Raw genomic sequence first — 15,448 nt, 5'->3', positions numbered from 1 at the left:
AGCAATCTTAACGCCTTCGCAGGTAGCGATAGTTATGAGATTGCTTCGTGCCTTGCAATGACGGAAAAATAATTACATGGAAAAAAACAACATTCTTAAAAATTACTCGGGCTTACTATGGCTTTTGGCAGGAATAACTGTTGGAAGTATTGTGGGCTTAATTTTTGGGAAAAGCGTTGAAAGTATTAAACCACTAGGCGATATATTTTTAAACCTGTTGTTTACCGCGGTTATTCCATTGGTATTTTTTGCGGTTTCATCGGCAATTGCGAATATAGACCGGACAAAGAAATTAGGAAGGTTATTAACCATTATGGTTTTGGTTTTTCTTTCTACCATACTCATTTCTGCAGTTTTAACCTTGGTTGCTACCTGGATTTTTCCTATCCATCAGCAATTAGGAAATACGCCTTTACCAACCGAAACGGAAAAAATACAGTCGTTTGGCGAACAGATGACCCAACTTTTAACCGTAGGAGAATTTTTTGAGATTGGAAGTAGAAAAAATATGCTGGCGCTGATTATTTTTTCAGTATTAGTGGGTTTTTCTACACTGTATTCCGGGAAAGAGGGCGATGGCTTTAAAAACTTCCTGGTTTCGGGTAATGAAGTGATGAAAAAACTCATCATTTTAATTATGAAACTAGGACCGATTGGTCTAGGTGCTTATTTTGCCTATCAGGTAGGAGTTTTTGGTCCACAGCTTTTTGGAACCTATGCAAAAGCATTAGGGCTATATTATGGCGTAGGTGCATTTTATTTTATCGTTTTTTTCACCCTATATGCTTTTGTTGCGGGTGGATTTAAAGCGATAAAAGTATTTTGGAAAAATAACATTGTACCGTCTTTAACTTCAATCGGGACATGTAGCAGTATTGCCACTATTCCGGCGAATTTAGATGGCGCACGAAAAATGGGGGTACCCGATTACATCACCAATGTGACGATTCCATTAGGCTCAACCTTGCACAAGGATGGTTCGAGTATTAGCTCTATAGTTAAAATTGCCGTTGTTTTTGCCATTTTTGGTAAAGATTTAGTACATGTTGATACCATTATTTTGGCCTTAGGCATTACTGTTTTGGTGAGTATAGTAGAGGGAGGAATACCAAATGGAGGTTATATTGGCGAGTTATTAATGATTTCGGCTTACCAATTACCACCAGAGGCGCTACCACCAGCTATGATTATAGGAACATTGGTCGATCCGATGGCTACTTTGTTAAATGCCACTGGTGATAATGTTGCGGCCATGTTAATTGCCCGGTTTACCGAAGGTAAAAACTGGATGGAGAGTAAGGATTTGTCATCCTGACGCAGGAAGGATCTGCTAGCTATGAAATACCAGCTGGTGTAGTTAAAGATTCTTCGCTATGCTCAGAATGACAATTAATTTTAAAAAATAAAAATCGGGGGCTTAGCCCCTAACTATCGCATATGTTTGAAAATAAAGAGCGTACAGATATTAATGAATTAGGTGAATTTGGGTTGATTAAACACCTCACTACTAATTTTAAAATTAAAAACGATTATTCGGTAAAGGGTGTTGGCGACGATGCTGCTGTTTTAGATGCTAAAGGAAAACAAACCTTAATTTCGACCGATTTATTGTTGGAAGGAATCCACTTTGACCTGGCTTATGTGCCTTTAATGCACTTAGGTTACAAGGCTGTTCAGGTAAATTTGAGTGATATTTATGCGATGAATGGAAAAGCTAGTCAGATTACAGTTTCGCTGGGTTTGTCGAGCAAATTTCCATTAGAGGCTGTTGAAGAAATTTATAAAGGAATTGAACTGGCCTGCAACAAATACAACATCGATTTAATTGGCGGAGATACATCATCAAGCAAGCAAGGTTTGGTGATTAGTATTACCAGTATTGGTTATGCCGATGCCGATAAAGTGGTATACAGAAATGGTGCTCAAGAACATGATTTATTATGTGTTTCGGGCGATCTGGGTGGTGCTTATTTAGGCCTGCAGATTTTAGAAAGAGAGAAATTAATTTATCTGGAAAATCCGCAGATTCAACCAGATTTAGAAGGGAAAGATTATATCATCGAAAGACAATTGAAACCAGAGGCAAGGATGGATATTGTTGCGCTTTTAGATGAAATGAACATCAAACCAACTTCGATGATTGATGTTTCGGATGGTTTAGCTTCCGAAATTTTGCATTTGGCAGAACAATCAGATAAAGGAATAACCATTTACGAAGAGAAGATACCTTTAGATCCAATGACTTATGAAACTGCCCGCGAGTTAGGTTTAGACCCTACAGTTTGTGCTTTGAGTGGTGGCGAAGATTATGAGTTATTGTTTACCATCAGCCAGGAAGATTATAAAAAACTGAAACATGATGTAGATATCACTGTGATTGGCCATGTTACCGATAAAAATTCGGGCTGCAAAATGGTTTCAAAATCGGAAAAAGTACATGAGTTGAAAGCCCAGGGATGGAATGCTTTTAAGAAATAAACTTTAATTTAAAAAACGATACGTCGTCATCTCGACTGTAGCGTAGCGAAATGGAGAGATCTGTTTACATAGATTTCTCGACTCGTTGCACTTCGCTCGAAATGACGACTTTTTGTTTTTAAGGAGTTATCTTAGCCGCTAATCACCATCAACAACAGCTCTATTCGCTGAAAAAGAGAAAATTTAAAAAAAATCGTCCTAGGTACGTCAAAAAAAATCACTAAATTTACAAGTTTTTAGCTATAATTTAGGCTAAAAAATTAAACAGATTTGCCTAATCTTCATTAAGATCTAAATACTTTGTATCAATCTGTTTGGTGGTTTTTGCACCTAATTTTTTAATCTTTTCTGAAGTATTGGTTAAATTTCCCGCACCGACCGACAATTTATTTATGGCTTTATCGTAAGCATCCTGTCCGTTTTTGATGTGTTTACCAATATTTTCCATATCAGCAATGAAGCCTACAAACTTATCGTACATGCTTCCGCTTAACCGGGCAATTTCCATTACATTCCGGTTTTGGCGTTCCTGTTTCCACATGCTGGCAATGGTACGCAAGGTGGCTAATAACGTTGATGGACTCACAATTACTACCCTTCTATCCCATGCAAAATTGAAAAGTTCGGCATCTTTTTGTACAGCAATACTGAAAGAAGATTCGATCGGAACAAACAGCAAAACAAAGTCAGGAGAATTGATTTTATATAAATCCTGGTAATTTTTAGAAGATAGCTCTAATATGTGATTCTTGATCGAGGCTAAATGGGCTTTTACAAAGCCGTCACGCTCTTCATCCGTCTCCGCGGATACAGAACGCTCATAAGCAACCAGCGATACCTTAGCATCAATTACAAGATGTTTGTTGTCTGGAAGATCTATCACCACATCGGGCTGGTAGCGACCGCCTTCGGCGGATACATGCGAGGCTTGAATGCGGTATTCCTGATCGCGCACCAAACCGGATCGTTCCAAAACCTTTTCTAAAATTACCTCTCCCCAATTGCCTTGCTTTTTGCTATCACCTTTTAAAGCTTTTGTTAAATTATTGGCATCTTCCTGAATCTGTTTACTTTGATCCATTAATAGTGAAATTACGCCTTTCAGTGTATTTCTTTCATCTGATTCGGCTTTGTAAACCTTTTCTACTTTATCTTCAAAAGCTTTAATGTTTTCTTTCAAAGGATTTAAAATAATATCCAGATTGGTGCGGTTCTGCTCAATAAATTTGCTCGATTTTTCCTCCAGGATTTTATTGGCAATTAATTCAAAGTCTTTGTTCAGTTTTTCTTGCGACTGCTCAAAACTTAGCTTTTGTTCGGCAAGTTTTTCTTTTTCGGCCAGGTAAAATGACCTGGTACTTTCCAACTCTCTGTTGGCATCGGCAAGCCGGTCGCGCTCCGCCTGCAACTCATCAATTAGGCGTTGCTGTTCTTGTTTAAGCAATGTGGTAATGTGCTCTTTTTCTGCAGATAAATTAGAAACACGTTCATCGGCTTTGGCCAGGCTGATCTTTAAAGATTCATTTTCACTTTTTGTTCTCTCGAAGTCTTCTACCGAGATAATAGAAAGAGCAGCCTGTGGTTTCTTTAATAATAAAATAACCAGGACTATTAAAATAACGATTAGTAAAGCAATACCCGCAATCTCCATAATGATAAAAATTTTAGCAAAAATGAAGATTTAAAATAGATATACCAAAAAATTTTAGTTATTGTGAACAGAAAATAACGGAAAAAAATTTCTATAATTGGGCATTAGTATTTTATAAATGAACGCATTAACAGTCCTCATATCCTGTCCCGATCAAGTTGGTTTAGTTACAAATATTACCCGCGTGCTGGCTGCTCACCAATTGAATATTATCGCCATGCGCGAGTTTGTAGACGAGGCGAATAAATCGTTTTTTACCCGTATTGCCTGCACCGGAAACCTGGGGGAGACTGAAAAATTAAAGGAAAAACTTTTAGAAAACCTGCCAAATGCTGCTTTGGTAAATTTAATTACCCAACAGGAAAAACAGATTGCCGTTTTGGTAACCAAAGAGTATCATTGCCTGGCAGAAATACTGATCAAAAACCAATTTAAAACCTTAGGGGCCAACGTAAAATGTGTAATAGGCAATTACGAAAGCCTGAGGGATTTTACCGAAAAATTGGGCATTCCTTATTTTTATGTCGATCATACCAATAAGGATAAAAGTGTATTTGAAGCTGAAGTAAAAGAAATTATCAACCGGTTCGAGGTAGATTATTTGGTGCTGGCTAAATTTATGCGAATTCTATCCGCTGATTTTGTAAAAGATTATGCAGGTAAAATCATTAATATCCATCATTCCTTTTTACCGGCTTTTATAGGTGCCAACCCCTATCGCCAGGCTTTTGAACGTGGTGTAAAAATTATTGGCGCTACTGCCCATTTTGTTACCGATAACCTGGACGAAGGGCCAATTATTACGCAACATACTAACCACGTAGATCATAATTTTGGGGTAAAAGAAATGGTTCGTGCAGGTAAAGAAATAGAAAAAAAAGTATTGTTAGAAGCTTTGGAGCTTATTTTCGAAGACCGCGTTTTTGTGAGTGGGAATAAGACGATTGTGTTTAAATAACTGATAGGCGTTATTCCACAAATCGTCATTTCGAGCGGACCCGATAGCTATAGGGTGCAACGAAGTCGAGAACCACGAAGTGCTCAGCGAAGCTAAATCTATTTTACAGATCTTTCTCCCGACTTAACGTCGGGACTGTGCTTCAGTCGAGATGACGTAACCGTTAGAAGGATCTTTTAAATTAAAACCAACTCAGTGAACTCTGCGTGCTTGGTTGTTTTTTCTCTGTGTTCTTTGTGGTAAAAAAACTATAAGCTTTTCAGCAGCATATTCGCCACATCTTCTCCTGTTTGTGCACCAATTGCTATACCCATGCCGTTACACCTGGTAGCGCAAAAAATATTTGGCTTAATTTCTTCTATAAGTGGTTCAAGAATTTTTCCAAAAGCCATAATGCCGCTCCAACAGTAATCGATTTCATAATTTCCTTTAGGAAGGATTACATTTTTTAGTAAATCTGCTAACGCCAGTTGAACCGCCTCGGTTTGACCAAATTCAGTGGTTTCTTCGGCTTTAAAATCGATATTTCTGCCACCACCTAATAAAACTCTATTATTTATATTCCTAAAGTAATAATAACCTTTATCGTAATGGAAGGTACCTGCTATTTTTAGTTCTTTAATGGGTTTGGTAATTAAAACCTGTCCACGGCCGGGACTAATATCAACACTGGGCAATAAATCTTTTACAAAGGCATTGGTGGTTACAATTAGGCGGTTACAGAAAAATTTTCCGTTTTTGGTTATCAATTGCGTACCCTTGTTTTCTTGTTGAATCTGATCAACCGTACAATTATTAAATAGGCTAATACCTAGTTTTTGTGCATATTGAATTAAAGCAAACATCATTTTACCACTATCAATCTGTGCTTCGTATCGGTTTTCGATTAAGGAACCGATGCTTTCTAAACCAAAGGAAGTAATTTTCTTATTGGCAAGGCCAAAGGCGTTGGGGCCAACAACATCGTTAATAAGACGGTTATAATGTTCAATTTTGGATACACATGTGTCGGCCAGAAAAATGTCATCATTTTTAAATAATTCATAGCCGCCTAAACATTGGTAATCAATGGTTTTATCGCCTAATAAATCACGCAGTTTAAGTAGGCCCTTCCAGCGTTTTTCTATAAGCCATGCCAAGCCATCTAAACCGGCACATTCTTCTTGTTCAATCAGTTCAGAAATACTACCGAAGCATGCAAAACCCGCATTTTTGGTGCTGGCACCTGTTGGTAAAAAGCCCCTTTCGAGTATAGCGATTTTTAAAGTTGGAACAGTTTTTTTAAGCTGGATGGCAGCATTTAAACCCACAATTCCACTACCGATAATAATGATATCGTAGGTAAAAAATGACTCCTTCTCCCAATATGAAAATGCTGTTGGCATAGTATAAATGTACCATTTTTTAACAGTCAAATAATATGGGAACGCTTTTTGATATGTGTTAAATGAAAAACATACAGAAAGAAAATGGGAGTTTATTTAATATTAATCATCCCGGTATTATTGCTGAGCATGTTTGTACAATGGCGATTTAGAAATAAGTTTTCTAAATATGCGGAAATGCAACTTAGCTCTGGTTTATCGGGCAAAGAGGTAGCAGAAAGAATGTTACATGATAATGGGATATACGACGTGAAGGTGATGAGTACCGAAGGACAATTAACAGATCATTACAATCCATCAGATAAAACCGTTAATTTAAGTACAGATGTGTATTATAGCCGAAGTGTAGCTGCCGCGGCCGTAGCGGCCCACGAATGTGGCCATGCCGTGCAACAGGCGAAATCATATAATTGGCTTAATTTAAGAAGCAGTATGGTTCCTGTGGTAAGTATATCATCTAATCTTTTGCAGTGGGTATTATTAATTGGTGTATTGTTAATAGGCTTTACCGGAAATCCAATAGTTTTGGCAATTGGTGTAGTAGGTTTAGCACTGGTAACCATATTTAGTATCATTACCCTACCAGTCGAATTTGACGCCAGTAACCGTGCATTGGCCTGGTTAAAAAATAATAATGGTGTAATGCAAACGCAAGAAGAAAATGCGCAGGCTAAAGATGCACTTTGGTGGGCAGCGATGACTTATGTGGTAGCAGCTGTTGGTGCATTAGCCAACTTATTGTATTACGCATCGATGCTTTTTGGAAGAAGCAGAGATTAAAGAGATATCTAAATATGAAAAACACAGAACGGCCGGGTAATCCTGGCCGTTTTTGGTTTGTATCAGTTTGGAAAAAATAATAGTGATTTTCTTTTTTCTGTAAAGCAGGTTTTGTGGTGCTTGGGTGAGCTCCGGTCCCGCTCCCGCTTCTGCCGATAGAAAAAATCGGCATCTCGCTTCGATCGGGTTTAGGTGGCAGGGTAGGTTGTACTATTTTGGGTTGCAGGGTGCAGAGAAACTATGATATACGGACCATGCTATTAAACATTAATAGTAGCAGGATTATTGCAAATTAAACCTGATTGACGTGAAAAGCCCGGAGCGAAGAATGTAGCGAGGACTTGAAACAAAAAGCAGGACTACCACTAAAATGGAATGCTGCAGTTGCTTTTCTAAAGAATAGATAAAAGAGATTGGTTGCTGTTACATCATTGTTGAGACAACGATAGAATTAATTTGATTCAGAGATTTCTCCATTTCGCTTCACTTCAGTCGAAATGACGATTTTTCAAAGAATTAATTCAGTTTATAAGGAGCGATTAACTGAAACTCTGGAATATCAACTTCGAATTCAGATCCGTCAATGTCGCGTTTCATTAAGTACGCACCTTTCATGCTGCCCATATCGGTTTTCAGATTACAGCCAGAAACATATACATGCGTTTCACCGGGTTGAATAATAGGTTGTAAGCCAACCACGCCTTCACCCTCTACCTCTCTTCGGCTACTGTTCGAATCGAAAATAAACCACTGGCGGCGCATTAATTGCACAGCATAATCAGAAAGATTAGAAATTTCTACGCGATAAGCAAACATATAATGTTCGTTGGCCGGATTTGAATATTCTGGCTGGTACACTGTTTCAACTGAAACCTTAACCCCGTCTGTAATAGCTGTAACCATGATGATTTACGAATGTATAAAAAAACCTTTCAAAAATCAAGCCAGTACTTTAGTGGCGTCGTAGTCGGCAAATTTTTCTGCCACTTCTTCTAAAATATTGTAAATGTTGTTGATATCTGGCTCGGCCACCAAACGCATACGGTAAGGTTTAAAATCTGGCAGGCCTTTAAAATAGTTTGCATAATGGCGGCGCATTTCGAAAATTCCGGTTTTAGGACCTTTCCACTCCAGCGATTTATCTAAATGTGTACGGCAAACTTCAATACGTTCTTCAATAGTTGGTCCGGCAAGGTGTTCACCCGTTTTAAAAAAGTGTTTTACCTCACGAAAAATCCATGGGTAACCGATTGCTGCACGGCCAATCATGATGCCATCTATCTCATATTCCATACGCCAGTTAGCCGCTTTTTCAGGACTGTCTACATCGCCATTACCAAAAATCGGTATTTTGATGCGTGGATTGCGCTTAATCTCCCGGATAAGTGACCAATCGGCCTCGCCTTTATATAACTGCGCTCTTGTTCTGCCATGAATGGTAAGTGCCTGAATGCCTACATCCTGAAGGCGCTCGGCCACTTCGTAAACATTTTTGGTGTTATCATCCCAACCAAGGCGGGTTTTAACGGTAACTGGCAAATGTGAAGCTTTAACAACAGCATCGGTCATCTTTACCATTTTATCGATATCCTGTAAAAGGCTTGAACCTGCGCCTTTACACACTACGTTTTTAACCGGACAGCCATAATTGATGTCAACCAGGTCGGGTCCTGCTGCAGAGGCAATTTCTGAGGCTTCACGCATGTGATCGATATCACCACCAAAAATCTGGATACCAATTGGCCTTTCATATTCGAAAATATCGAGCTTTTGTAAGCTTTTTGCAGCATCACGGATCAAGCCCTCCGAAGAAATAAATTCGGTGTACATCATATCTGCCCCGTTTTTTTTGCATACATAACGGAACGGCGGATCGCTTACATCCTCCATTGGAGCCAGTAATAATGGGAACTCACCTAAATCTATATTTCCTATCTTAACAGACATTTTCTATCTTCAACGATTAATAAAACATACAAAGGTACAAATAATGAATTTTGTAACACCTAACAAGGAGGAAATCAATCCTTTCTTACAATTACTTTTACTTTTATTTTACGCAGTTACAGGTGGACTTGTGTTTGGGATTATAGCTATTGTCATTGTTTTACTCATGTATGGCTTAGGAATAGTAAGTAATTTGGACATGCTTTTAGCTGGCGATACCAAGTATATTGCTGGTTTTAAAGTGATACAAATATTAAGTTCGATCGGAACATTTATTTTACCTCCAATTGCCCTGGCCTTAACAGAAAGGAAAAAAGTAACAGAATTTTATCTTTTCAAGCAACCAAAATTCTTATTAATTGTGCTCGTTCTGGCAATTATGATACTGAGTATGCCATTTATGGAATGGACCGTAATATGGAACCAAAAAATGGTTTTGCCTGATTTTTTGCACAAGATAGAACAGTGGATGAAGGAGAAAGAAGCTATTGCAATGAAAATGACAATTCAATTGATCACAGTACGCAGTAATTTCGATTTCATTGTAAACCTCGTTATGATTGCTGTAATACCTGCAATTGGCGAAGAATTAATGTTCCGTGGAGGTGTACAACGATCGTTAAACAGGGCTTTTGAAAACCCACATCTAGCTATTTGGTTATCGGCCATAATTTTCAGTGCCATCCATGTGCAGTTTTATGGTTTTGTGCCACGTATGTTGTTGGGTGCAGGGTTTGGTTACCTGTATTATTATAGCGGAAGTATCTGGTATGCCATGCTGGCGCACTTTATAAACAACGCCTATGCGGTTTGTGCCGCTTTTTATATGCAAAAACACCATATGCCACTTGATAAAGCTGACGAACCGATCGGTTTTCCATGGTATGGCTATTTAATTAGTGCAATAATTACCATAGCTTTGTTCAAAATTTTTAAAGATAACGCAACACGTGAGCGAAAATTGGGTTAAAGTATATACCACCAGCGATGCCTTTGCGGCCGAGGTATTAAAACAGGGATTAACAGAAGCCGGAATTCTGGCGGTAACGATAAATAAACAGCTCTCGGCATATAATATTGGCGAAATAAATGTTTTGGTGAATAAGGTAGATTTCGATAAAGCCATAGAATACATCGTTGAAAACGAAATTGAATAGTAGAAATGATCTTAAACCTTACACCCTTTATCGCTTACCTTAAATGAAAACCAGGGCAATAACCGCTTTCTTTTTTACCATTGTAATGCTTGGCTCTATCCTTCTGGGGAGCTACACTTTTACCATCTTTTATCTTGTTTTAAGTGTTTTGGCATTGTTTGAGTTTTACAAACTGATTAAAAACTCCGGAATAAGACCACACCGTAATATCGGTTTGGCAGCTGGCTCATTGGTATTTTTAATGGCAGCTGGCTTACACTACCTTAAATACGATGTGAAGTATTTGCTGCTTTGTATCCCTTTAATTTTCTCGGTTTTTATCACAGAGTTATACAAAAAGAACAAAATTCCATTTGCCAACATCTCGTATACTTTTGTTGGTTTTGTTTATGTAACCATTCCTTTCTGTTTTTTTCACGCCCTTGGCTTTTTGAAAAACTGGAACGAATATAACTTTCATCTTCCGCTGGCATTTTTACTGATGCTTTGGGCAAATGATACAGGCGCTTATCTTTTTGGGGTAAAGTATGGTAAACGCAAATTGTTCGAGCGCCACTCCCCAAAGAAAAGCTGGGAAGGTTTTTTCGGAGGGATGTTCACCAGTGTTTTGGTCGCTTTTGGCTTATCATTTCTGTTTACCGAAAGTCCGGCCTGGGTTTGGATCGGCATGGCTGTATTGATTGCTAGTTTTGGTACACTGGGCGATTTAGTAGAATCGATGCTTAAACGCAGTTTGGATACGAAAGATAGTGGTGGTTTATTACCGGGCCATGGTGGTTTGTTAGATCGTTTTGATGGATTGTTATTGGCTGCTCCAGTAGTTTATGCCTACCTGTATTTGATTTTATATTAAAGATGAAAGAAAATTTTAGCCACGGATGGACACCGATAAACACGGATTTGAACACTGTGTTTAAGCCTATCTATTATAGTCGTTTTAACGGGAATGAATGAGATTACATTTATAGTGTGGCTGCACCCAAAACGATACAATCGCTATTCTTGCGAAGAAACTGTATCATAAATATAGATTGTCATCCTGAGCTTGTCGAAGGACCTGTTTAGATGTCTAACAAGACGTTTCGACAGGCTCTCCGTAGGAGTCCTTTGGACAACGTGACAAATTCGAAGCAAATACAATTTATGAGACAGCCCTCTATATATTCTTTATAATTCTATTCAGCAGAGGCAACTAAAACATAGTAAGATCTTTCTAACTGTTCGCCAGTTTTACTTTGTATCCGCTCTAATTTTTTAAGGGTATTTTTAATGGTAAGACCTGCTTTTTCTAATAATTCTTTTACGGTTTCTACCTCGTAAAGTGTAAATCCATAAGGGGTAAAAGGGAGGGTTTGCATGAAAGTTTTATCAGCAAAACATATAGTTAAAGTGCCCTTAGGTTTTAATATTCGCTTAATTTCGTTGAGGTATTCACTTGGATTTGTCCAGAAGTATATCGTATTAACCGTAAAAATTTTTTCAAAGCGATCATCATCAAAGGGCAATGTAATGCCATCTGTTAGCTGAAAGTGAACCTTTCCTTTTGTTATGAAATCCTGATTGATCTTTTCGGCTTCGGCAATAATGGTTGCAGAAATATCAGCACCGAAATAATGGAGGTTTTCGGCTTTTGATAAGAGTTGAGCAATATGCCCGCCGTTACCATGGCCGATTTCTAAAACAGTTTCATTGTTTTGAAGACCAAGTGAATCAATTGCGGCGGTCGTCATACCGATATTATTGGCATGCATCATTTCGCCTGTTTTAATGCCGTGTTCACCTTCAGGACAACCCAATTGTTTGGCAATATTTTTTAAATCTTCTTCAGAAAGTTGCTGTTCCATAATCAAATTTAAAAATTTAGGCATTATGATTTTTACATCTTTTTTGCCAAAGCTTACAAGATTATTTAATTACCTGAACCGGCTTTTTATTTTCATCAATGGCCACAAAAGTAAAATCGCCGTGCACCGCCAACTCTCTTCCCTCGGCATACATCTGCTCGATATAAATTTCTACATTAACCTTTAAACTGGTATTCCCCACATGGTTTACCTTACCGATAAGCTCTACGATAGTGCCTGCCGGGATTGGTTTTTTAAAATCTATCCGGTCGCTGCTTACCGTAACCATAATCTGACGGCTAAAGCGGGTTGCGGTAATAAAAGCAACTTCGTCCATTAAATGCATGGCTGTTCCGCCAAAAAGGGTATCGTAATGGTTTGTTGTATTGGGGAAAACGGCTTTAAAAATGCTGGTTTTAGAATTTTCTATTCTTTCTTCTAGGGTCATGGGTTAAATATAGGTGCTGTAAAAAGCTTTGGCAACTTTCTAGCTATTTTTAGTAGAAAATTGCCAAATTAAAAGATTTGCCTTGAGAAATGGATACTGAAATGTAAAAAATGTGCTTTCAGTAATGCAATTAAGTAGCGAAATAACTAAAAACATGTCATCCTGAGCTTGCCGAAGGACAGTCTTTTTAGTTATTTCACGATAAGGGTCTTCGACAAGCTCAGACTGACAACAATCGAATTCTTAACTTAATAGTATTGGTTTCTGTGTGACAAAATTAGAACTAATTCACCTGAAGATCTGCAGCAAGTACCTCTTCGGCTTTACGCATTTCTTTTGCGGCTTCAACCATTTCTATTAGTGCCTTTTTGGTTTCGTCCCATCCGCGGGTTTTTAAACCACAATCGGGGTTTACCCAGAGTTGCTCGGAGGGAATAACAGCTTTTGCTTTTTTGAGCAACTGAACCATTTCTTCCCTCTTCGGAACCCTTGGAGAGTGAATGTCGTATACCCCGGGGCCAATTTCGTTTGGATATTTAAAATCGGCAAATGCGTCTAATAATTCCATCTGCGAGCGTGAGGTTTCGATGGTGATTACATCGGCATCCATATCGGCAATGTTTTGGATGATATCGTTAAACTCCGAGTAGCACATGTGGGTATGGATCTGTGTGTCGTCTTTCACACCACTCGCCGAAATTTTAAAGGCTTTAACCGCCCAGTTCAAATAGTTTTGCCAATCAGCTTTGCGCAATGGTAAACCTTCTCTAATGGCTGGCTCATCAATCTGAATGATTTTTATGCCTGCATTTTCCAGATCGCAAACTTCATCGCGGATGGCCAGAGCAATTTGAGTGCAGGTTTCTGATCGAGGTTGATCATTACGTACAAACGACCATTGTAAGATGGTTACAGGACCAGTTAACATACCTTTCATATATTTTGAGGTGAGCGACTGCGCATAGGCGGTCCATTTTACCGTCATAGGTTTCGGCCGCGAAACATCACCAAAAATGATCGGTGGTTTTACGCAGCGTGAGCCATAACTCTGTACCCAGCCATTTTTAGAGAAAGCAAAACCATCTAGCTGTTCACCGAAGTATTCAACCATGTCGTTGCGTTCAAATTCGCCATGAACCAAAACATCCAGATCGATCTCTTCCTGCCAGTTTACGGCTTTTGCAGTTTCTTTCGCAATGAGATCATCATATTCTTCAACGGTAAAAGTTCCGTTTTTAAGCTTTGCTCTCCAGCTTCTTACCTCTGCCGTTTGTGGAAACGATCCGATGGTAGTAGTGGCGTAACTTGGCAGATTGAGTTCCTGTTGTTTAATTTTTCTGCTCGAAAATGGACTTAAGCGTTCTGCATCCTGCTCTTTTAATCCTAAAACACGTTGTTTAACTTCGGGATTGTGGATGATTTTAGAAACTTTACGGTTAGCAATCGCGATCTTATTTTCCTCAAGTTTTTGCAGGGTAGATGCAGGGCTTTCGTTGGTGATCAGTTTTTTTAGGGTAGCTACCTCCGCAATTTTTTGTTTCGCATAAGCCAGCCACTGTTTAATTTCGGCCGAAAGGTTTTGCTCATTGGTTTCATTGTCTAAATCAACTGGTGAGTGGATTAAGGAACAAGATGGGGCAATCCATACTTTATCCAGGCCCCTTTTTTCTACTACTTGATTAATGATGGAAACAGATTTTTCGAAATCATTTTTCCAGATGTTTCTTCCGTCTACCAAACCTAACGAAAGGATAGTATCTTCCTTTAGTGAAGCTAAAGCCTCAGTCAATTGACCTTCAGCACGTACCAGATCGATGTGTAAAACATTTACCGGTAATGAAGTTGTTAAAGCTAAATTATTGCCCAAGCCTTCGAAATAGGTAGCCAAAACAATTTTTATCCTTGGAAAAGCCTTTCTGATCTCTTTATAGGCATATTCGTAAGCTTTCTTGTCTTTTTCGGTAAGGTCTAAAGTCAAAAAAGGCTCATCAAACTGAACATATTCAACATCCAAAGCATCTAAGCGGGATAATATCTCGATATAAACCGGAAGGAGATTTTTGATCAGATCGATTTTTTCGAAACCAGCTTCTTTTTCTTTTCCCAATAAAAGGTAAGATACCGGGCCGATTAAAACAGGTTTTGTAGTAATGCCCAATTGTTTTGCTTCGTAAAACTCATCGATAATTTTGGTAGAGAAAAGTTTAAAAGGCTGGTCTTTGTAAAATTCAGGAACAATGTAATGGTAATTGGTATCGAACCATTTGGTCATTTCCATTGCTACCACATCCAATCCCTCTTTTTGATAACCTCTTGCCATGGCAAAATAGAGATCAAGCTCTGAATTTCCTTTTTTCAATATCACTTCGTTATACCTTTTCGGAATGGCCCCAAAAGTTAAAGAATGATCAAGGACATGATCATAAAAAGAAAAGTCGTTCGAAGGAATGAGGTCAATTCCAGCTTCTTTTTGAAGGTTCCAGTTTTCGTGGCGAATGTTTTTTCCCACCTGAAGTACATTTTTGTACCCAGTTTTATCTGCCCAGTAATTTTCGCAGATTTTCTTTAATTCCCTTTGGCTACCTATTCGCGGATAGCCCAGATTTTGCGTTAGCATCTCTTTTAAAGATTAAGTAAATAAATCGTTTAAAAGCCCTTAAAGCAATATTTTATAATGTTTTTTGTTAGAAATAAAGAGGAAAGGTTCGCGCACAAGCAGCCTACTCATCAGCAAAAAGCTTAAAGCAAGCATATAAAATGTTTAATTTTATGGTGTACAATCAGACCTGACCAATTACTT

14 protein-coding genes are annotated in these 15,448 nt (G+C 38.4%); 7 read left to right on the top strand and 7 right to left on the bottom strand.

Translation table 11 applies throughout. The annotated features are described in order from the left end of the window. Positions 1-76: 76 nt before the first annotated feature. Positions 77-1,315: a dicarboxylate/amino acid:cation symporter gene (locus AC1RJ8_RS10810; protein WP_492953814.1), complete on the top strand. Its 1,239-nt coding sequence runs from the start codon at positions 77-79 to the stop codon at positions 1,313-1,315. Between the two features lie 122 nt (positions 1,316-1,437). Beyond that, complete coding sequence (gene thiL, locus AC1RJ8_RS10805; protein WP_138819278.1) at positions 1,438-2,478, top strand: thiamine-phosphate kinase; 1,041 nt, start codon at positions 1,438-1,440, stop codon at positions 2,476-2,478. Positions 2,479-2,752: 274 nt separating this feature from the next. Here the strand turns inward: thiL and AC1RJ8_RS10800 are convergent, their stop codons facing one another. Continuing rightward, positions 2,753-4,129: a DNA recombination protein RmuC gene (locus tag AC1RJ8_RS10800; RefSeq protein WP_492953813.1), complete on the bottom strand. Its 1,377-nt coding sequence runs from the start codon at positions 4,127-4,129 to the stop codon at positions 2,753-2,755. Positions 4,130-4,247: 118 nt separating this feature from the next. Here AC1RJ8_RS10800 and purU point away from each other — a divergent pair, with 118 nt between their 5' ends. Continuing rightward, a complete protein-coding gene (purU, locus tag AC1RJ8_RS10795) occupies positions 4,248-5,087 on the top strand; it encodes a formyltetrahydrofolate deformylase (protein WP_492953812.1) in 840 nt (279 codons plus the stop codon). A gap of 248 nt (positions 5,088-5,335) precedes the next feature. Here purU and AC1RJ8_RS10790 read toward each other — a convergent pair whose 3' ends face one another. Continuing rightward, positions 5,336-6,472, bottom strand: a complete 1,137-nt coding sequence (locus AC1RJ8_RS10790; RefSeq protein ID WP_492953811.1) for an NAD(P)/FAD-dependent oxidoreductase — start codon at positions 6,470-6,472, stop codon at positions 5,336-5,338. An 84-nt stretch (positions 6,473-6,556) separates the two neighbouring features. Here AC1RJ8_RS10790 and AC1RJ8_RS10785 point away from each other — a divergent pair, with 84 nt between their 5' ends. Beyond that, positions 6,557-7,252: a zinc metallopeptidase gene (locus tag AC1RJ8_RS10785; protein ID WP_029274930.1), complete on the top strand. Its 696-nt coding sequence runs from the start codon at positions 6,557-6,559 to the stop codon at positions 7,250-7,252. A gap of 516 nt (positions 7,253-7,768) precedes the next feature. Here AC1RJ8_RS10785 and apaG read toward each other — a convergent pair. Continuing rightward, positions 7,769-8,155 carry a Co2+/Mg2+ efflux protein ApaG gene (gene apaG / locus AC1RJ8_RS10780; protein ID WP_029274928.1) on the bottom strand — a complete coding sequence of 129 codons (387 nt, stop codon included), beginning with the start codon at positions 8,153-8,155 and terminating at the stop codon, positions 7,769-7,771. A 36-nt stretch (positions 8,156-8,191) separates the two neighbouring features. Then, entirely contained in the window at positions 8,192-9,199 is a 1,008-nt protein-coding gene (dusB, locus tag AC1RJ8_RS10775; RefSeq protein ID WP_492953810.1) for a tRNA dihydrouridine synthase DusB, read from the bottom strand. A gap of 43 nt (positions 9,200-9,242) precedes the next feature. Between dusB and AC1RJ8_RS10770 the strand changes: the two genes are divergently transcribed. The 3 genes from AC1RJ8_RS10770 to AC1RJ8_RS10760 are packed head-to-tail and all read left to right on the top strand — an operon-like array spanning position 9,243 to position 11,209. Further along, on the top strand, positions 9,243-10,169 hold the full coding sequence (locus AC1RJ8_RS10770) for a CPBP family intramembrane glutamic endopeptidase (RefSeq protein ID WP_492953809.1): 927 nt from the start codon (positions 9,243-9,245) through the stop codon (positions 10,167-10,169). Beyond that, a complete protein-coding gene (locus tag AC1RJ8_RS10765) occupies positions 10,150-10,356 on the top strand; it encodes a putative signal transducing protein (protein ID WP_184466133.1) in 207 nt (68 codons plus the stop codon). Before AC1RJ8_RS10770 ends, AC1RJ8_RS10765 begins: the two co-directional genes overlap by 20 nt. Before the next feature lie 43 nt (positions 10,357-10,399). After that, positions 10,400-11,209, top strand: coding sequence for a phosphatidate cytidylyltransferase (locus AC1RJ8_RS10760; RefSeq protein WP_492953808.1), 810 nt, complete (start codon positions 10,400-10,402; stop codon positions 11,207-11,209). Between the two features lie 322 nt (positions 11,210-11,531). Here the strand turns inward: AC1RJ8_RS10760 and AC1RJ8_RS10755 are convergent, their stop codons facing one another. The 3 genes from AC1RJ8_RS10755 to metE form a co-directional block, all read right to left on the bottom strand. Next, entirely contained in the window at positions 11,532-12,200 is a 669-nt protein-coding gene (locus AC1RJ8_RS10755) for a class I SAM-dependent methyltransferase (RefSeq protein WP_492953807.1), read from the bottom strand. A 61-nt stretch (positions 12,201-12,261) separates the two neighbouring features. Further along, on the bottom strand, positions 12,262-12,648 hold the full coding sequence (locus AC1RJ8_RS10750) for an acyl-CoA thioesterase (protein ID WP_025141655.1): 387 nt from the start codon (positions 12,646-12,648) through the stop codon (positions 12,262-12,264). A gap of 283 nt (positions 12,649-12,931) precedes the next feature. After that, positions 12,932-15,265, bottom strand: a complete 2,334-nt coding sequence (gene metE / locus AC1RJ8_RS10745) for a 5-methyltetrahydropteroyltriglutamate--homocysteine S-methyltransferase (protein ID WP_492953806.1) — start codon at positions 15,263-15,265, stop codon at positions 12,932-12,934. Positions 15,266-15,448 lie beyond the last annotated feature (183 nt).

The sequence above is a fragment of the Pedobacter sp. GW822-FHT03F06 genome, from assembly GCF_058801365.1.
The sequence above is the reverse complement of the archived record's forward strand: the minus strand, read 5'-3'. Positions and strand labels throughout refer to the sequence as shown.